Annotated in this window: 12 protein-coding genes; 11 read left to right on the top strand and 1 reads right to left on the bottom strand. The window is 61.2% G+C overall.

Annotated elements, in window-relative coordinates; genetic code table 11:
* Positions 1 to 653 precede the first annotated feature (653 nt).
* Positions 654 to 1367: a hypothetical protein gene (locus tag HMPREF3048_RS00305; protein ID WP_070568312.1), complete on the top strand. Its 714-nt coding sequence runs from the start codon at positions 654 to 656 to the stop codon at positions 1365 to 1367.
* Positions 1368 to 1379: 12 nt separating this feature from the next.
* On the opposite strand, the gene HMPREF3048_RS00300 is transcribed toward HMPREF3048_RS00305, so the two are convergent.
* Complete coding sequence (locus tag HMPREF3048_RS00300; RefSeq protein WP_070770907.1) at positions 1380 to 2276, bottom strand: acetamidase/formamidase family protein; 897 nt, start codon at positions 2274 to 2276, stop codon at positions 1380 to 1382.
* A 731-nt stretch (positions 2277 to 3007) separates the two neighbouring features.
* On the opposite strand from HMPREF3048_RS00300, the gene HMPREF3048_RS00295 reads away from it, so the two are divergent.
* From HMPREF3048_RS00295 to HMPREF3048_RS11965, 10 genes are all read left to right on the top strand, one after another.
* On the top strand, positions 3008 to 4474 hold the full coding sequence (locus tag HMPREF3048_RS00295; RefSeq protein ID WP_070770949.1) for a DUF3375 domain-containing protein: 1467 nt from the start codon (positions 3008 to 3010) through the stop codon (positions 4472 to 4474).
* On the top strand, positions 4471 to 5070 hold the full coding sequence (locus HMPREF3048_RS00290; RefSeq protein WP_034996626.1) for a DUF4194 domain-containing protein: 600 nt from the start codon (positions 4471 to 4473) through the stop codon (positions 5068 to 5070). Before HMPREF3048_RS00295 ends, HMPREF3048_RS00290 begins: the two co-directional genes overlap by 4 nt.
* Complete coding sequence (locus HMPREF3048_RS00285; RefSeq protein WP_070770906.1) at positions 5067 to 8354, top strand: ATP-binding protein; 3288 nt, start codon at positions 5067 to 5069, stop codon at positions 8352 to 8354. The genes HMPREF3048_RS00290 and HMPREF3048_RS00285 overlap by 4 nt, the downstream gene beginning before the upstream one ends.
* Before the next feature lie 22 nt (positions 8355 to 8376).
* Positions 8377 to 9486: a DUF3322 domain-containing protein gene (locus HMPREF3048_RS00280; protein ID WP_070770905.1), complete on the top strand. Its 1110-nt coding sequence runs from the start codon at positions 8377 to 8379 to the stop codon at positions 9484 to 9486.
* Positions 9487 to 9505: 19 nt separating this feature from the next.
* Positions 9506 to 10399 carry an ornithine cyclodeaminase family protein gene (locus tag HMPREF3048_RS00275; protein WP_070770904.1) on the top strand — a complete coding sequence of 298 codons (894 nt, stop codon included), beginning with the start codon at positions 9506 to 9508 and terminating at the stop codon, positions 10397 to 10399.
* Positions 10400 to 10713: 314 nt separating this feature from the next.
* Positions 10714 to 11205 carry an Abi family protein gene (locus tag HMPREF3048_RS12670; RefSeq protein ID WP_070770903.1) on the top strand — a complete coding sequence of 164 codons (492 nt, stop codon included), beginning with the start codon at positions 10714 to 10716 and terminating at the stop codon, positions 11203 to 11205.
* Positions 11206 to 11242: 37 nt separating this feature from the next.
* Positions 11243 to 11821, top strand: a complete 579-nt coding sequence (locus HMPREF3048_RS00265; protein WP_070770902.1) for a hypothetical protein — start codon at positions 11243 to 11245, stop codon at positions 11819 to 11821.
* A gap of 99 nt (positions 11822 to 11920) precedes the next feature.
* Positions 11921 to 14821 (top strand): DEAD/DEAH box helicase, encoded by a 2901-nt coding sequence (locus tag HMPREF3048_RS00260; protein WP_070770901.1) that lies wholly within the window; start codon positions 11921 to 11923, stop codon positions 14819 to 14821.
* A 4-nt stretch (positions 14822 to 14825) separates the two neighbouring features.
* Positions 14826 to 19394, top strand: coding sequence for a DNA methyltransferase (locus HMPREF3048_RS00255; protein ID WP_070770900.1), 4569 nt, complete (start codon positions 14826 to 14828; stop codon positions 19392 to 19394).
* A 23-nt stretch (positions 19395 to 19417) separates the two neighbouring features.
* The coding region (locus tag HMPREF3048_RS11965; protein ID WP_141758804.1) for a hypothetical protein at positions 19418 to 20000 on the top strand (583 nt) is incomplete at its 3' end.

The raw sequence follows: 20000 nt of genomic DNA, 5'->3' as shown, positions 1-20000 counted from the left end.
TTTAAAAATTTATGCAGCGGCCAATGGGGGGCATGGGCCGCTGCAAAGGACCCGAAGGCCCTGGGTGGGGACTATGTCCCCCAAAGGGAGCCCGCGCCTCTCGCACTCTAAATGGGGGGGGTGGGTGAGTGCTCAGCCGGTTCTCGGGGGGGTGTAACCGTGGGCGGGGCTCCGGCTCAAATATAGATCATGTGTAAATGGCTTGTCTAGTCTTAGTGCAAAATACTGCTAAACATGCAGGTAGATAGCGTGGTTTTGCGGTTGTGAGGTGCGGTTACGGCAGTTCCACGCCACACTGCTTGAGGATCGTTTTGGGCAGGCGGAAGCGAGCGGCCATGCGAACAGGTGTGCTAATTTTGTGCTGAAGATTCTCGGCACCTATTAAGCTCTCGGTTAATAAAACTGCTGGTTACGAAAGAAGCAGACGGAGGCGAGAAAGTTGCCATTGGAAATCACTGTCACCAATAGTGAAGAGCTTCTTGAAAGGAAGCGAGAGTGTTTGGCATCTCTAAGGGCCACCACTCGCCTTCCCCATGCTGAATTTCAAGACCTCAAGGTGCTGGCGAATGCCGGCATGTTGAGCGAGGATGAGCGGACCGTGTACGACGAGCTGCAGACAGTTCTCTTACTGCTCGGTGAGGGTCGTTTTGGGAGTGCATGATGCGGCAGGGCGGTTTCTCGGCGACGTAAGAGACACGTTACTTGAGGCGTTGCCGCTGGCATGCAGAGCGGATTTACAGGCGAAAGCCAAGCTAAACATCGACAAGAATATCGTGGTGGGTGATTTCAAGGCTCCTCTCGTTCACGGTGCTGGACAACCTGAGGGCTCAGTGCGCAGGGAAGACTACAGTCAACTCTTTCACGTGATTATCAATTACGAACTGTCATCCGATTCGTCGGAGAAGTTCCTAGCCGTAAAGAGCAGCAAATTCGAACTGCGGGTTGCTACGTCGCCGGGCATACGTTTCGAGTTTGAGCGTGACTACACCAGCGCGCCCTGTGCGCATATCCACTACTCAGGGGTCGCAGGGTTGCTCAGTCCAGCGTTAATGCAGAACTTTCAGGACAAATCAGGCAACCCGAGGAAGAAGGGCCGCCTAGATGAATTGCACTTACCTGTGGGAGGAAAGCGTTTTCGTCCGTCGCTTGAGGACTTCCTCTATTTTGTGATCAGCGAATGTGGATTCCGCGGGAGGCCAGGATGGGAACCTGCACTACAGGAACGACGCCGAGTATGGCTTTCTAAACAGGCTTCTGCGGCAACCCGAGATCATCCCGAAGCTGCTGCAGAGGCGCTCAGGGACCTCGGGTTTACCGTCACTCCCCCGAAGGGGTTCACTACGCCTAAAGCAGATGCGCAATGGTGAATTGCCCGTTAGCTACGGCAGTTCCACACCGCACTGCTTGAGGATCGTTTTGGGCAAGCGGAAGCGAGCAGTCATGCGGGGGTCGACGATCTGGCTGATCTGGGTGTCGCCAACCAAGGATAGCAGCATGAGGGCGTCGGTGGCGTCGAGCGCGGATACGCTCACGAGCCAATCGCGCATCATGCGGGTGGACTCCTTGACGGCGTCCATCAGTTCGATCTCGGAGGAGATGGCGTAGACCGCGTCGCCGGAATCCAAGAACGGCAGCGGCAGCGGGCGGCCTTCGAGCACCGTGACGCGGATCTTCACCTCGGCCTCGATCTCGGCGCCGCAGACTGTGACTTCGCCGTCGCCCATGACGGCGTGGACGTCGCCAAGGCTGAGGTTCGCGCCGTCGACCTCCACTGGCAGGTACAGGGTGGAGCCGGCGACGATCTCCTTCGTGTCCATGTTGCCGCCGTGCTGGCGCGGCTCACCGGTGGGTACCGACTCGGATGCCGGTGCGGTGCCGATGACGCCGATCATTGGGCGGATGGGGATGGTGATGTCGTCAGAAAACTGCGCCTTGCCATCGCGGATCGGGACGATGCGGGTGCGCTCCTCCACCGTGCCGGGCAGCGCGCCGAAATCAGGGTGGGTGGTCATGGTGGCCTGCTCGCCGACCTCGATGCTGAGGATCTCCACCTTCAGTGTGTCGCCAGGGCGTGCTCCCTTGACCGCGATTGGGCCGGTGGCTGGGTTGACCTTGTCCCAGCCGACGGTGCTGAACAGCTGGGACTCGTCGGTAATCGTGTTGGAGAAGCAGTCAAGGGTTCGAACCGTAACCTCGTCGCCGCTTTCCACATGAAGGCGCGGCTCTTGGTCCGGAGACAGGGCCAATACACACGCGTTGGAATCGATGGAGTGCATCCTTTTACCTCTCTTCGAAGGAACAACCACTGGATTGCCTCTGACCATAGTTGGAAACAGAAATTCGCAGGTGAAGGTTGTGAAAAGGGCGAGTATGTTCAGGCTGCCAGAGGCCTTTAGGGGCCTGGAGCCTCATTATCGACGAGGCCCGCGAACGTTTGGCGCGTGAACCCCTCGACCGGTGCTGCCGAATGTTTCACGTGAAACCCGGCTGTTGTAGGGCGCTGGCGGCTGTGGCGGTGGCGATAACGAAGTCGCGACTTGCCCCCCGAGTTTCCCGGTACCAAATACGCGGAACACGGGAGCACCGGCTCTGCGAAACACTGAGACCAAAAACCTGCACTGGTACTTCGGGCATTTGGTGTCGATTCAATGGTTGCTCAGTAGATCATGTATGTTTGGGTTTACGCACACCACGTCCTCTCCGGTTCGCCGTGACGGCGTGGTTTTCTCAATTCTTAGGGGGTAATGGATGGGTTAAGGGTCAAAAGGGGACGCGGACATTTTGACCCTTAACCCTAGGCGCCTAAAAACGCTTGAGAATAGCGGAATCCCCTCCGCCTACTCGCACTCTAAATGGGGGTCGGTGAGTGCTCAACCGGTCTCGGGGGGATGGACCGTGGACGGAGGGGCCCAAAAGCGGATATAGACGATCGCCCTGAGTGTGTCTACACCTAGAGCAAAAAAGTTTTTCGGTGCAGGCGGGAGGGTGCTATGGGATGATAGCCGGCATGACCATTCAGGCCCGGGCGCTGACATATAAGCGTGAAAAGGAGCAGTCGGCCGCGATCCGTTTGTTGCACGCGGACAACGCCCCGGTGCTACTCGCGGTCGTGGCGGAGCACTTCCCGCGAGGCGCAGAGGTCCGACCTGCGGAGCAGCTCTATCAGCTCATGGCTGAGGACTTCGCGGTGTTGCGCGGTATCTTCGAGCTCCCGAAAACACCTCAGGCGTACTGCAACGACTGGGTGAAAGCCGGGTGGCTGGTGCGCAAGTCCGGCACCAGGGAAACGGGTGAGACGCTTGAACCAAGCGAGCAAACGCTCACCGCGCTGCAGGTGATGGACCGTGTCAGTGCACCGCGATCGGCGGTGACGGCGAGCCGGGTGGCGTCGATAAGCAATGCCCTGCAGGCGCTCGCGCGGGACACGGACCCGAACATCGACTCCCGCCTGAGGCACCTCGAGGCCGAACGCGCCCGCATCGAGGCAGAGATCGAGCAGGTCGAGCGCGGGGAATTCGAGCTGCCCTCCCCCGCCACCGTGCACGAACGGGTGGGCGACATTCTGGAGCAGGCGAATGCGATCCCTGGCGATTTCGCGCGCGTGCGGCACGAGCTGGAAACGCTCAATACGCAGCTGCGCCGCCAACTGCTGGATCCGGAGGGCTCGCGCGGCGACGTGCTGGACGAGATCTTCGCCGGCGTGGACTTGATCGGGGAATCCGATGCTGGCAGAAGCTTCAACGCGTTCTACTCGTTGGTGGTCGACCCGGAACGCGGCGCGTGGTTGGACACGTGGATTGGGCAGGTGCTCGAGCGCGCCGACAACACCGCGATGACACCCGAAGAGCGGGCGAAATTCCGCAGGCTGTTCCGCGACATGGAAGACGCCGGCTACGAGGTTAACCGCATGATGACGCGCCTGGCCCGCAACCTACGCAACTACGTGGCCAGCGAACAGTTTGCCGAGGACCGCCGAATGATCGAGCTTTTACGCGACACTCGCAAGCTCGCCGCCGACGCCGCGGAGCGCGAGGAGCTTGCAGCCACCCACAAGATGGACACGCCCTTGCAGCGCATCGGGATGCAGATCACCTCGGTGGCGCAGATCAAGCTGGCGGACCCGGGTGCGGAGGTCATCACCACTGCGGTGGAGGCGTTTGAACCCGGCGAGGGCGACGCGGAGGCGCTCTACCAGGCGGTACGTGAAAGCGAGATCGACTTGGAAGAGCTTATCGCGGCAGTTGGGGAGACGGTTGGGATGGCCGGAGGGGCGTCGATAGGCAAGGTGCTCGAGCGCCATCCCGCCTCCCAGGGGCTGGGGTCGGTGGTGGGCCTTGTGTACCTGGCCCTGAAGCATGGGGTGCGGCAGGACGGCAGCGAAGAGGTGCGCTTCGAGGAAGACGATGGGAGCATTCGCTTGGCGACGGTCCCGCGGTGGCATTTCGACGCCGCAGCAGTAAAGGAGATGCAATGACGGAACCGCTGTGGACGGGCGACACGGGCACCCTGTCCGAGGAAACCCGGCGCGCACTGGTGGACCTGCTCAAAGGTCCGCTCATCACCGCTGACCGGAAGAAGGAAACCTGGCACGCCATCACCACCGACACGGAGACGCTGCGCTCTCGGCTGCACGATGTGTTTTTGGAGCTGGTTGTGGACGAGGACGCCGGCATCGCGTTCACTCGCCACGTCCGCCCGGACAACGAGGACGTGAAAGTGCCGCCGGTGTTGCGCACGGAGGCGCTGACGCACTTGCAAACCGCGATCCTGCTGCAGCTGCGCCACGAGCTGGGCATGTCTACCCCAGGCGAGCGCGTCGTGGTGGGAGAAGATGAGTTGTATGGCGCCATCAGCTACGTCCGTGCGGTGGACAACCGTGACGAGTCCGGGTTTAAGAAGCGCTTCACCGCGGCGGTGAACACCATCCGCAAGTACAGCCTGCTCACCGACACGGAGACCGAGGGGCGCTGGGAGGTCTCCCCTGTGCTGCGCCACATCTTCGACGCTGACACGGTCCACGCGCTGCGCGAGGAGTATCTGCGCCTGGCACAGGAAGGGGAAGAACAGTGACAGAGCAGTTCCGTCTTGCGCGCGTGCAGCTGGTCAACTGGGGCACGTTCGACGGCTACTACGACATCCCCGTCGGCGAGCGTGGGTTTTTGATCACCGGCGCGTCCGGCTCGGGCAAGTCCACGCTTATCGACGCCTTCTCCGCCGTACTAGTCCCGCCTGGCAAACTGCGGTTCAACGCCGCCGCCCAGCAGGAAACCGGCCGTGACAAGGGGCGCAGCCGCGTGTCCTACATCCGCGGCGCGTGGCGGCGCAGCGAGGACCCGGCCACCGGCGAGATCCGCAGCCAGTACCTGCGCTCCGGAGCGACAGCCAGCATTGTCGCGCTGACCTACCGCGCCGGGAAGGAGGCGTTCACGCTCGCCGCAATCTACCGCCTCAATGCGGGACAGCAGCAGGAAGCGCAGGTGAAAACGCTCTACGGCATCTTTCCCAGCGAGGTGGACGTGGACGGGTTCGTGCCGTTGCTGCAGAACTCCCTGGATAAGCGCAAGTTGGAGGCGAAATACAAAACTGCCGGCGTGACGTTCACGGACCAGTACTCCGTGTTTGCCAACCGCTTCCGCTCCAAGCTGGGTATCGGCAGCGAGGAAGCGCAGATGCTGCTGCACCGCACGCAGTCCGCGAAGTCCCTGTCCAGCATGGACGAGCTGTTCCGCAACTACATGCTGGACGTACCGGACACGTTCCAGGTCGCGGAGGACGCCGTGGCCACGCACGAGGACCTGCGCCAGGCGTACGAGCGGCTCGAAGACGTGCACCAGCAGATTGAGACGCTCGCTCCCCTGCCGGGGCTGAACACCAAGCTCAAGGATGCGCAGGCGACGCAGGAGAACAATGCCGCGTTGTCTGCCGCCCTGCCCAACGTGCGACGTGCGATTGAGGCGAAGCAGCTGCGCGAGCGTATCGACGTCAGCTCCGCCCAACTCGCTGCCCTCGAAGTGCAGGCGCAATCCCTCGAGGCCCGCAAGGAAGCGCAGCAGGAGGCGGTGCAGCGCGCCGTGGTGCAGAGAGAGCAGGTTGCCGGGCAGAGCCTGGGCGAGATCGAGCGCAACATCGCCCGCGAGGAGCACGAGCTTGTTGCGCGCAAGGCGAAAGTGCGCGACCTGGCGGCTCTGGTGCAGTTAGACGGGGCGTTGGACACCGAGCGCTTCGCGGAGCTGAAAGCACAGGCGTCGGCGGAGCTGGCGGCCGCGCCGGAGCAGGAAGAACGCCTACGTGAAGCGTGGTTCAAGGCCCGAAGCGAGCACGAGAGGCTTGCCGGCGCGGAGGCGTCGGTGGAGACGGAGTTGGCGTCGTTAGGCAACCGCACCTCCAACCTTGACCGGCGGTACGTGGAGAAGCGCGCGCAGCTGTGTGCGGATACCGGGCTGACGGTGCGTGAGCTGCCGTACGTGGGTGAGCTCATCGACGTGCTACCGGAGCAAGCCGAGTGGGAACCGGTGATCCAGCGCCTGCTCGGCGGTTTTGCCGCGACTCTTTTGGTGCCAGCGGAGCGCGAGCGCGAGGTGAGCAGCTGGGTCAATGGCCGCCACTTGGGGATGCGGCTTGAGTACCGCACCGTGCCCGAGGGCGTGGACATGCCGCGCGGACCGAAGAACCCGCTCAGCCTGTTTCATAAGGTGCGCGTGGTGGAGCACCCGATGCGCCCCTGGCTGATGCGCATGCTGGCCACCACCTTCGACTACGCCTTAGTGCGCACCGTGGACGAGCTGGAACGGCAAGACAAGCGCGCGGCTACCATCGACGGCTTGGAGCGCAACCCGGCCGATAGGACTGGCTCCGCCCGGTACGTGAAAAACGACAGGCAGCGCCTGGGCGAACGGCGCAACTACCGCCTCGGCTCCTCCAACCATGCCAAGGTGGAGGCGCTGCGCGCGGAGCTGGCGGAGGCGAAACGCGCGACAACGGCGGCGGGCAACCGCCTAACAGAGGTTGAGCGTAAGCAAAAGGCGCTGGCCAGCGACGTGGAGAAGGCTCGAGCTATCGACGCTATGGAGTGGGCCAGCGTGGACGTCATCAGCGTCGAGGAGCAGTTGGCGAGCCTGCGCGCCGAGCTTGAACGGCTGACCTCCTCGCCTGAAGCGAAGGAGTTGGAGCGGGCGTGGCGCGAGGCCGTCGATACGTTGAAGGCCACCGAGCAGGAGTTGCGCAGCGTGCACGACGAGCTCGCCGTGGCCACGCGGGCACTGCAGGACGATCAGGCGCGGCTGAAGCGGATCGATTCGGAGCACGTGGAGGTGGACCCGGCGCTGGCGGAGCAGCTGGATGCGATGCTCGCGGCCACCACGCGCCGTCTGACCCCGGAGAACTTAAGCGACAGCGCCTTCAAGGTCACCGCGCAGCTGGACGCGCAGGCGAAACAAGCGGCGAAGACGATCACGGAATCCAGCAACGCCATCGTGAACATTCTGTCCAACTACAAGTCCCGGTGGTCCGCAGAGTCTGCGGAGCTGCAGGCCGCGGCCGAGTTTGCGGGCGAGGCTATTGCGAGGTTGGAGATGCTGCGCTCGGACCGCCTGCCGGAGTTCCGCGGCCGCTTCCTGGACCTGCTCAACGGCCAGTCCGTGATGCACCTGAACACGATTTACAAGGAGCTGCAGCGCGCGAAGGGCGACATTGAGACCAACTTGGGCCCCATCAACGCGTCGCTGCGCCGCTCCCCGTACACCGAGGGGCGCTACCTGCAGATTGAAGTCCGTGACAACCGAGACCGCGTCGTGCGTGACTTCCTGCAGGACCTGCGCGAAGCGACCGCCGGCAGCTTGAGCGAGGCGGACGAGAAGACCGCCATCGAGCGCTACCACCGCCTGGCCAAGATCATGGACCGCCTCGGCTCCTCCGAGCGTGCCGACCGCAGTTGGCGCAACGTCGTGCTGGACACCCGCAGGCATGTGAAGTTCGTGGGCAACGAGGTGGACGCTGAGGGCACGGTGCACAACACCCACGTGGATTCCGCGTCGTTGTCCGGCGGCCAGGCGCAGAAGCTGGTGTTTTTCTGCCTCGCCGCGGCGTTGCGTTATCGCCTTGCGGGGGTGGATGCGGACGTGCCCCGCTACGCCACCGTGGTGCTGGATGAGGCCTTTGACCGCGCAGACCCTGTGTTCACCCGCACTGCGATGGACGTGTTTGAAAGCTTTGGCTTCCATATGGTGCTTGCCACCCCACTGAAGCTGATCAAGACCCTCTCCCCGTACGTCGACGGCACCATCGTGGTCCACTACGCCGAGGATCCCGTCGCACGTTCCACCTTCGAGCTCATTGAAACCTATGCGCCTGCCTGACCAGTTACCTCTCAAGCTCAATATGGAGCAGTTGCTCCTCGACGAACCCGTCGAGGTGTCCATTCCTCTGAAACCCCCGACTCGTGCGCAGGTGCTTGACGACGAAACCCGCGCCCGCGAATTCGTCCGCACCTGGCAAGCATGGGAACCCACAGGTGAGGTGGAGTGGGCTACGCGTTCCTGGGCGGGCTTGGGCAAACACGACGTGCCGGTGCGACTGATGTTGTCCGGATGGGATCGCGTAGCAGAGGTGGTCGGGCGTGCTGGGGAAGTTGCCCTGGCTCGCGAAAGGTTTGCGCGTCTGATTCAGCTGTTTCCCGACAGTTCGGAGTTCCGGGAGCGTGCTGCTCGCACCAATTCAGCGTGGATTGCGCTTTCAGCGGGAGATTTCAACCGACTTTGCCTCGCATTGCATTGGTTTCACGTGAAACCACAATCCGGCCTGCGTCCGCGTGCGGTGCCTATCGAAGGTCTGGACACGAAGTGGATCGCCACGCACCGGAGATTGCTGCAACGGCTCCTTGGGGTGAACGACCTCGGGCTCGCCGAGGGCGACCGCATGATGAGGGTACGGTTCTTGGATTTTTCGTTGGCACCGGCGCCAGGGCTTGTCGATGTGTCCGTTCCCTTTGGCTCGCTTGCGCTCCCGGATGACCTTAGGGTGCTCGTCGTCGAGAACAAGGAGACGTTCCTCGCACTGCCGCACACGCCCGAAGGCTCAAACGTGGTGCTGGTTTGGGGTGCGGGGTACACCGCCGGCGCGCTCCACGAGCTGCCGTGGGTCCGTCAAGCGCGGCAGATTGTGTACTGGGGCGATGCGGACGCGGACGGCTACGCCATCCTGAACACTGTGCGTACCCGTTTGTCTGCCGACGGGTGCTCCGTTTCGGTAGTCAGCGCAGCGATGGACATTGACACCGTGCAGAGGTTCCTCCACCTCGCAGTCGCTGACCCAGGGGATACTGCACGCGTGCTCCCCCGCCTCACCGAGGAGGAGGAACGTGCACGGCGGTTCTTGATCGCATCAGGGAACAAACGGCTCGAACAGGAGCGTGTATCCCTGGACTGGGCGCTCTCACTGCCACAGTTAGCTCCGTTGTGGGATCGGCCATCCCGAGATGGAGCCGTGTAACTCCTCTACACTGGCCGCCATGCGCTACGTGGACTACGACGAAGCAATGGCCACCCTCTCCCCCGCCGCCGCGGTCCAGGCCGTGCGCGACGCGCTGCTCAGCGGCTTCGACCCCGCGACTGACTCGCAGCGCCAAAAGGTCGGCCTCCCCCGCGGCGAGATGCACCTGCTTCCGTCGGCGCTCGACGGTGCGGTCGGCGTGAAGGTGCTCGGCATCCAGCCGCCGGGCTCGACCGTGGATGTCCCGTTGATCCAGGGCTCGTACCTGCTCATGGGCGGCGAAACGCTCACGCCGGAGTGGCTTATCGACGCCGCCGCGCTCACCACCCTCCGCACCCCCGCCGTCGCCGTCGCTGGGGTGCTTTCGCTTCTCGACGACCCCGTAAACGCCGTCATCTTCGGCACCGGCGCCCAGGGCCTTGGCCACGCCGCCACGCTCGAGGACGTCCTCGACGTCTCCTGCACGTTCGTCTCCCGGACTCGCCCGGACGGTTTTGCCTATCCCTGGGCTGAGGCGGGCACGTCCGCTGCCGACGAGGCGGTGGCCGGCGCTGAACTCGTGGTCACCGCAACCTCCTCCCCTTCTCCGATCCTGAGCGCCGAGCATCTTCGCGACGGCGCCATCGTCCTCGCCGTCGGCGCCCACACCACCGACACGCGCGAGCTTGATACTGACGTCCTTGCAGGCGCGCAGGTGATCGTCGAAGACGTCGGCGCCGCCAAGGGCGAGGCCGGCGACGTTGCCATCGCGGTCGAGGAAGGCGCACTCTCGTGGGACGACGTCGTGTCCATGGCCGACGTGGTCCGTGGCGATGTTGCGCTGGACACCAGCCGACGCATCGTGTTTAAGACGGTCGGCATGCCGTGGGAGGACTTGGCGGTGGCGCGGGCGCTGGCCGCAGCGGCATCGTGATGTTCCACGTGAAACATTCGGGGGCTGAAAAAGCCTCTTAGATTCCTAGCGTCCAAGAGTTGGGAACGTTTAGGCGAGGGGTGGCCCGGGGGTAATGGGTTGTGGAAGAGGGGGACGAACACTATTCTCTATCCCATCACGACTAGCCGACCTCTCCGTACGGGGAGGTCGGCTAGTTTTATTTATATGGATGATGAAGTGCTGAACGCCTACCGGCAAAGCAAGTACGCGAAGCCATATTTTTCATTGATGATCAGCTTGCAAAGCTCCGGACCCGTGGCTTGGTAATTCAAAACAGCGAAGCAGCCAGATCGATGCTGAGGGAATGTGGCTACTTTCGATTTACGGGGTACGCCTACTATTTCAAACAGGATGACGATTTCCCGCCCGGAACAATGTTCGGTCAGATCGTTGACCTTTACAAGTTTGACGAGTCGGTGAGGAAAAAATTCGTAGAGGGCCTCGAAATGATTGAGGTGTGGCTGAGGAGTCAGCTGAGCAATCGCCTCGGGTTCTACCATCCATTTGCGCACCGAATTCCCGCCTATCTTCGTAAAGATTCATCCATTTGGACAGCGGGCTCGCTATCGATCAAACAGTCGAAACATATTGGGTGGATCGCTGACTACTCCCGCGAAGAACGGCGCAGCCAAAGTGACTTTGTTCAGCACTTCCGTCGCAAATATGGTCCTCACCTTCCTGTTTGGGCAGCAACGTATGTGCACACTATGGGCGAGTCTGGAATAAGGTCTTCGATACCTCACTGGCCGAACCGAGAGATCATATCCAGGAGCTTTCCCATTTAAAGGTCTTCCTCATAAGCCCTATAAGACTATTGCTGCTATGAGGTTCCTCTTCGCGCGAATCTACCCGGGTTCTTCCTGGTCGGAAGAAATGGTTAACCTGTTGCAGAGCTTTGTGCGGAGATCCGGCATCCCCCTAGTTGCGATGGGGTTTCCCGAGGGTTGGGATGAGGAGCTGATCTGGCGCAGAAATTATGAGCCCGACCTGCACGATTATAAGGTGATTGACCACATTAACCAGATTGAGTGCATAACCCAGCCAAAGCTCTTGGAAACTTTTCACCCTGAACGCGACGAGCGAGGAAGAAAAGATTTGCTTAGGTATTTGGTAAAGAACAAGGGGGTATTTCTCCACGAGACTGGAGAAACGAAATACTATCCGACCTTTCAGTTCAATACGGATCTCAGCGATGTTGACCCCAATGTGGGGAATGTAAATGAGGTGCTCATCGATAAGTTCGCGGGACGGGAACCTGTCGCCCAAGCGGTTCAGCAATGGTGGGTAACCGGAGATCTCGGACCGAGCACAGAATGCGCTCCGATAACGGAGGTGAAGAGACGCCCGGATCTTGTACTTCAAAGAGCGAAGCGCCTAACCCCCTTCGAATCCGGTTCATAGGCAATTGCGTTGTAAGGGGGGAGCAGGCCACTCGCCTTCATCGAACACCCGCACGCCCAACCTCCCCCTGTCTCGCGCGGGCCGGATACGCTGCTACGTATGTCTTCGCCCGCACAGGACACCACCGAATCCCAGCGCAACGACCAGACCTTCGCGCCCGGCCTCATGGTCAAGGTTCGTGACGAACTTTGGCTGATCACGAGCGTGACGCAGTCGGCTGACGGCTTGCTGCTGAAGGTCCGTGGCCTGTCGGATTACGTTCGCGACACCACGGCGAGTTTCTACACCGCGCTCGACGACGTGGAGGTGTTCGACCCCGCCAAGGTAGAGGTCGTCGCCGATCACTCCCCCGGTTACCGCACGACGCGCCTGTGGCTCGAGACCACGCTGCGTCAGACGCCGGTACCGCTCTACCAAGATCGCCTCTCGGTGGCGGAGGGCATGCTGATGGATCCACTCGACTATCAGCTTTCTGCAGTGCGCAAGGCGCTTAGCGACGACAACCTGCGCCCCCGTATCCTCATCGCCGATGCTGTCGGCCTGGGTAAGACTCTGGAGATCGGCATGATCCTCGCGGAGCTGATCCGCCGCGGGCGTGGTGAGCGCATCCTCGTGGTCACGCCGAAACACATCATGGAGCAGTTCCAGCAGGAGATGTGGTCGCGTTTTGCTATCCCGCTGGTCAGGTTGGACTCGGCGGGAATTCAACGGGTACAGCGCATCCTTCCGGCGAGCCGGAACCCGTTCACGTATTTCCCGCGCGTGATCGTCTCGATGGACACGCTCAAGAGTGGCAAGTACCGCGCGATGCTGGAGAAGGTGCGTTGGGACGCGGTGGTGATCGACGAGATCCACAACGCCACCAACGTGGGTACCCAGAACAACGAGCTCGCCCGTACCCTCGCCCCGACCACGGAGGCGCTCCTGCTGGCCTCAGCAACACCGCACAATGGTGATCCGGAGAGTTTCAAGGAGATCCTGCGGCTGTTGGATCCGACATCGGTGATGCCGGACGGCACGATCGACGCCGAGGCCGTTTCCCGTCTCCTCATCCGCCGCCACCGCCACAGTGAGGAGGTTGCCAGCGTCGTCGGCGAGAAATGGGCGGAGCGCAAGGACCCGATCAACGTGCCCGTGGAGGCGTCTGCGGAGGAGAACGCCGTGGCCGCCGAGTTGGAGCAGACCTGGATCCACCCAGAAGCCGCCAACACCAATCCGGCGAAGGACCGTTTGTTCCCGTGGACGTTGGTCAAGGCGTTCCTCTCCTCCCCTGCTGCGTTGGGTGAGACGATTGAGAACCGTCTCAAGCGCATCCCCGAGTCGGACACGAACCAGCGCCAGGCCCTCGAGCGCCTCCAAGCACTCAACGCAAAGATCACGCGTCAGAACTCCAACAAGTACGCCGCGCTGGTGAACTACCTACAGGACATTGGCGTGGGCAAGGGCAAGAAGACTCGCGCGGTGGTGTTTTCCGAGCGTGTGGCCACGTTGCATTGGCTCAAGGAGAACCTGACCAAGGACCTGAAGATGCCGGCCGGCGCTGTGGAGGTCATGCACGGCGGGCTGTCGGATGAGGAGCAGATGCGGCTTGTCGACGAATTCAAGCGCACCGATTCCAAACTCCGCATCCTGGTCACGGGAGACGTGGCGTCGGAGGGCGTGAACCTGCACACGCTGTGTCATGACTTGATCCACTACGACATTCCGTGGTCGCTGATCCGTATTCAGCAGCGCAACGGTCGCATCGATCGCTACGGCCAGACCGAACCGCCACAGATCGCAGCGCTCCTGCTGGATACGAAGCAGGGCGGCTACGTGGGCGAATTGCACGTGCTGTCCAAGTTGATCAATCGTGAGAACGAGGCGCATGCGTTGCTTGGCGACGTCGGCTCGCTCATCGGCAAGCATTCCATCTCCGGCGAGGAGGACGAGATCCGCCGGGTGATCCAGAACCAGGTGCAGTTCGATGACGTGGTGAAGACCCCGGAGCAGATCGCCACCGAGCAGGCACAGACCGAGGCCGACCTCATCGACTTCTGGATGTCGGGCTTCGAGCCGGAGATTGACGACGAACCCGCTGCTACCGCCCCGGCGACCACCGCTACTCCGACTGATAACCAAGGCCTCTACCCCTCCGAGATCGCGTACCTGGAGGACGCGTTGAACGAGGCATTCCACGCCGCCCCGGAGCGCTCCCTTACTGCCGGTGGTGTGAGTTTCCAGTTCCACAGCAACGGCGTGGCTGAACTCGAGCCGCCCGAGGATCTGCGCCGCCGTTTGGATGCGTTGCCGCAGGACTACCTGGCGGACCGCAAGGTGCGGGAGAAGTTCCAGTTGGCCACGAACACCACGGTGGGCAACGAGGTGATGCGTCGTGCGCGAACGGGCCAGGATGGGTCCACGTGGCCGAAGGCCCACTTCCTCGGGCCGTTGCATCCGGTGACGGATTGGGCGACGGATCGTGCGCTTGCGCAGTTGAGCGCCGGCGAGATCACCGCCATCGAAGGCGACGTACCAACTCCCACGGTGCTGCTCATGGGCACGCTGACCAACAAGCGCGGCCAGGTGGTCTCACGCGCGTTTGTCACGGTCATGGATGGTTTCCTCGCGCAGACGATCGAGGACCCGTACGCCTGGCTGCGCAGCATCGGTCTGACGGAGAAGGCCATTAACCCGGGCACGCTCACCGTCCCCGAAGACGCGAAGGATCTCATCGAGCGTTCCGTCGAGGTGGCGAAAAGCCAGTTGCAGCCGATGATGAAGGCGGCTCGCGACCACGCACACACCCGCATTGATCATTGGTCGGATCGTGCGCACGCGTGGGAGTCGTCCAAGGAGGGTGTCCAGCAGACGTTGCGTGTTGGTCGTTCGGCGGGCTTGATTGCGCAGGAGAAGGCGCTGATTGCTTCGCTTGAGCCGGATCGGGAGTTGATCCGCCCGCTCGTCCTTGTCCTGCCCGCTGACCAGTCCAGCCCAGCCAATCACACCGAGGAGGCGTAACGCCATGGCTACGTTCGATTCTCTGATCAACGTTGATGAGTGGATTAGCGATCACTACTTCACCACCGATGAGACGAAGGGCGAGTCCTTCACCAAACGCGTTAAGGCGCGTACGAAGGAGTGGGTGGCGTTGGAGGATGAGACGGGCAGTCTCTCTCCGGTGAAGCGGTTCCAGCAGTTGCGCGGTGAGTTGCAGTCGGCGTTTGCCACGGACGAGGATCCGGAGGTCACGGCGCGGTTGGTGCGCCCGGCGTTCGGTTACGGCTCCCCCACCACGCTGTCGTATGAGCGCGCCGGGGAGGTGTTGTCGTTCCGTGGGTGGCGCGGTAACGCCGGTACGTTGATCGTCGTCGAGGCAGTGCTTATCGACGACACCACGCACGAGGACCTCACCTCCCTGCCCATCACCGGCGGCGTTGCCCAGGAGGGCAAAGAGCCGGCGGAGACGAAGGTGTCCAAGCTCATCAGTGATTTGTTCCTCGCTGCGGAACCGCCAGAGTTCGTGGTGGTTGTGGCGGGCCCGTGGGAGCTCGTGGCGGAGCGTGAGTCTTGGCCGTTGGGCCGCTACCTTGCGGTGAACCTGCAGTTGGTGGTGGAGCGCAACGACACGAAGAAGGCCGGCGAGTTGGAGCGCACCGCCGTGATCCTTGCGCGCGAGAACCTCGAGCGCGCCGCCGATGGCACGACGTGGTGGGCGGATACTCGTGAGGAGTCGCTGCAGCACGCGGTGAAAGTGTCGGGCGATCTGCGTGACGCGGTGCGTGAGTCGATTGAGATCATCGGCAACGACGTACTCGCACGCCGCCGCGAGCAGCACTTGCCGCTCGATGAGATCGACGGCAACGAACTGGCACGTCAGTCCTTGCGCTACCTGTACCGCATCCTGTTCCTATTGTTCGCTGAAGCCTCCTCGGAGCTGGCCATCCTGCCCACTGGCGCGCCCGAGTACGTGGAGGGCTACGGCCTGGATCGCCTGCGCGATCAGATCCTCAACCCGCCGGTCACCGACAAGGCCCGCCACGGCACGCACCTCTACGACTCGCTGCAGCTGCTGTTCACCCAGGTCAACGATGGCCACGACCCAGCTGAGTCCCCCAATTACGACCCTGACGCGCAGAACCAGGGCCTGACCTTCCGCAACCTGGAGGCGGACCTGTTCAAGGGCGAGGCCACCTCGCTTATCGACAAAGTGAAGCTCTCCAACGAGGCACTCACCCGCGTCCTGCAGAACCTGCTGCTCTCTCGCGTCTCCGCCGGCAAGGACCGCGGCTTCATCTCCTACGCCACCCTGGGTGTAACCGAACTCGGCCAGGTCTACGAGGGCCTGATGTCGTACCACGGCTTCATCGCCCAGGAGGATCTCTACGAGGTCGCACCGAAGGGCGACGCATCCAAAGGATCCTGGGTGCTGCCCACCGGAGCCGCAAACACGGTTCCGCAGGACAGCTTTGTCATGGAGACCACCCAGATGGAAGAAGGCGGCACCGCTAAGACGCGCCGCCTGCACCCAGAGGACTCGTTCGTGTTCCGCCAGTCCAGCCGCGATCGGGAACGCTCGGCGTCCTTCTATACCCCGCAGGTCCTCACGGAGTTCACCGTTGGCCAGGCCATCGAGGTCCTCCAGGAAGAGGGCCGCATCGAAACCGCCGACGATGTCCTTAGCCTGACTATTTGTGAGCCCGCCATGGGCTCCGGAGCCTTCGCCGTCGGAGCCGTCCGCCAACTCGCGGAGCTCTACCTCAAACTGCGCGAGGCAGAACTGGACAAACAGGTCGAGCCGGAACAGCGCGCCGTCGAACTCCAAAAGGTCAAAGCCCACATCGCCTTGCACCAGGTGTACGGCGTGGACCTTAACCCCACCGCCGTGGAACTTGCAGAGATCTCCCTGTGGCTCGACACCATGACCAGCCAGTTAAAGGCCCCGTGGTTCGGCCTGCACCTGCGCCGCGGCAATTCACTCGTCGGCGCGCTGCGCTCTACGTACTCCACCGCGCAGCTGAAAAAGCGCGAATGGCTCAAGGCAGTGCCGCGCCGGGAGTCGGTGCAAAATCTTGCACAAGCTATCGACGCCTCCGAGCGCGACCACAACGCTGCCGGCCGCATCCACCAATTCCTGCTGCCTTCCGCCACTTGGGGTGCCGCCGCCGACGCGAAAGATCTGAAGAAGCTGGCCAAGGACGAGCAGACCGCCATGAAGGCGTGGCGCAGGTCCGTCACCGGCAAAGCACCAACCAAGGAGCAGACCAAGCAACTCGCCGCACTCGCCGGACGCGTGGAGTCCCTGTGGGCCATCACGCTGTCCAAGATGCGCATCGCCGAAGAACAGATCCGTCGCGACATCGACATCTGGGGCCGCGAAACCCACCACACCGCGAAAAACATCCGCCGCGAGCAGATCGAGCGCGAACTCCTCCACAACGAAGAGGGCGCTTACCTGCGCCTTCGCCTGGTCATGGACGCCTGGAACGCCCTGACGTTCTGGCCACTGACCGCCACCGAGGAGCTACCAGATATCGACGAGTGGATCGCCACCCTCACCGACATCCTCGGCAAAGACACCACCTCCCGCGACACCCACCAAACCCAGCTGGGCAAGGGCTCGAACTGGGACGAACTGATCGTCATGGAACGCGCCGACATCGAGTTCTCTGGCGCGCCGAAGATGGCCACCGTGCTGGAAAATCACCCGTGGCTGAAAACCGTGCAGCAAGTCGCATCCGAGCAAGGCTTCTTTCACTGGGACCTCGACTTCGCCGCCGTCTTCGCGCGCGGCGGATTCGACCTGCAGGTGGGTAACCCACCGTGGGTGCGGCCCCGCACCGACCTGGATGCGCTGTACTCCGAGGCGGACCCGTGGTTCTCTCTCGCACACAAGCCGACGCAGTCACAGAAGAACGAACGCCGTGAGCAGTGGAACAACAACGCTGCGGTGAAGGAGGTCATCTACCGCGGTCTATCGGAATCGGTATGCACGTCCGCTGTCTTGTCAGACGTAACCCGATACCCGCACCTCGTTGGCCAACAACCAGATCTCTACCGCGGATTTATGGAACTGACGTGGAAGAACGCGTCTGATCAGGGCACGACGTCACTCATCCACCCCGAGTCGCACTTCACCGAGAAGAAGGCCGCTCCCCTACGTCGTGGCGCGTACCTGAGACTTAGGCACCACTGGCAATTCGTAAACGAATTAGTGCTATTCGATATCGACCACCACGTAACCTACGGCGTTCATACTTATGCTGCCGAGCAAGCGAAGCCACTGTTTAAACATGCTGCATCGCTTTATCATCCGACCACTGTTGATGAGTCTCTATCCCATGATGGTTCGGGCGAGCTTCCTGGTTTGAAAGACAACAACGGGAAATGGGATCTCCGCCCACACCGAGACCGCATTCAGAACGTTGACCTGCATGCACTGGGGGTGTGGCACTCGATTCTCGAAGACGACTCGGTGCCTGCGCTCGAGTCACGAATGGTCTACACCGTGAATACCGAAGCAGCCGCGGTGTTGGAGAAGCTCGCTACGGCTCCCCGTATCCGTGAACTTGATCTGCAATTCTCTCGCGGCTGGGATGAGTCCATCGACAAGAAGAAAGGGTATTTCGATACTGGATGGGCGCACCCTGCCTCTTGGGATGACGTCATCCTCCAAGGTCCCCACCTCGGCGTAGCGACACCAATGATTAAGCAGCCAAACCCAACACTGAAGCACAACCAGGACTGGTCGGAAGTCGACCTCGAGGCGATGCCAAGAGACTTCATTCCGGCGACGGCTTATCAACCAAATTTCAATAAACAAATGGAGTATGGCTCTGATTACTCCAGTTGGGAGCTGGACAATTTAACGCACTCTGCGCGAACGTTCTTCCGGATTTGTTGGAGAGCAATGGCAGCTACAACCGGCTTTAGAACTCTCTATCCCGTTCTCATTCCTCCAGGAGCAGCGCATATCCACGGTATTCATAGTGGTGCGTCGACCACCGCTGATGATGCAACGATTGTGGCTGGAGCTGTTCTTTCGTCGATTTTGGTCGACTACCAATTGAGGGCCACTGGCTTGGCAAACCTGTATGGCCCGACGATTGAAACTCTTGCGAAACCTGAATTCGGCAATCACAAGACAAAGGTCGTAACCAACTTCCTACGCTTGAACTGTCTCACCGAGGTATACGCTCCCTTATGGGAGGAGATTATGGGTGAGAAGTGGGGCGTCGATACGCCTTTGCGCAAGGACGAAGAACGTCGCGCGGCGCAGATTGAGATTGATGCGATTGTGGCGCTGTCGCTGGGTGTGACGGCGGAAGAGTTGTGCATGATTTACCGGACTCAGTTTCCGGTGATGCGTCGATACGACCAGGAGGATCGCTTTGATGCGAATGGTCGGAAGGTGCCGAAGGAGATTCTGAAGGCTGACGCGAAACTGAAGGACGGCGCTCAGTTGTCGGAGGCGGAGCGGACGTGGACGCATCCGCAGTCCGGTGTGGAGTACGTGTACGAGTACCCGTTCAGGCAACTGGACCGGGAGGCGGATATGCGGGAGGCGTACGCGCGGTTTGAGGGGGTTAATTAATTCAAGATCGCTAGGAGAATCTGATGTATTCAATTGAACGAAAAGCCCTAAACCACTGGGAAGCTCTTTTCGAAGATTGTGAACGTATTGAAACTAGTTTTGCGTCTCATAGCGCGTTGCCGGTTTTAGATGGCCAGATTTTCATTTGGAAGACGCGCCGACACGCTAACGAAGACCTAGTTGGGCGAGTAGAAGCACAAGTGAAAGGTAGATCGGTCTCTAAATTCAGACCTTACGTCCATCTTTACCGCAAAGACCTACTCGCAATGCAACAGTCTGGTGGCGTTTTACTGCTTGTCGTGCAGTTCTTAAAGTCAAATGAAAGTAAACGGGCTGCTTACTACAGAATGCTGTTCGAGCCCGAAATTGACGAAATTCTGAGATCGGCATCCAAAAACTCCTCGGAGGTAAGAGTTCCCCTAGTAGAAGCTCCAGAATCGAGCGAGAAGTTACACGGGATGGTCGAACTTTCGGCTCGTCGTGCAAAACAAGGCATTCCTATTGAATTGCCAGACAGCTTGATGAAAAACGGGTTTCGCATGACATTTGAAGTGATCGATGAGCTGGATTTCAATCAACCGTTTCAGATAGGGCCTAACGGTGGGG

It is taken from the genome of Corynebacterium sp. HMSC075D04 (genome assembly GCF_001815635.1).
GTDB lineage: Bacteria > Actinomycetota > Actinomycetes > Mycobacteriales > Mycobacteriaceae > Corynebacterium > Corynebacterium coyleae.
The sequence above is the reverse complement of the archived record's forward strand: the minus strand, read 5'-3'. Positions and strand labels throughout refer to the sequence as shown.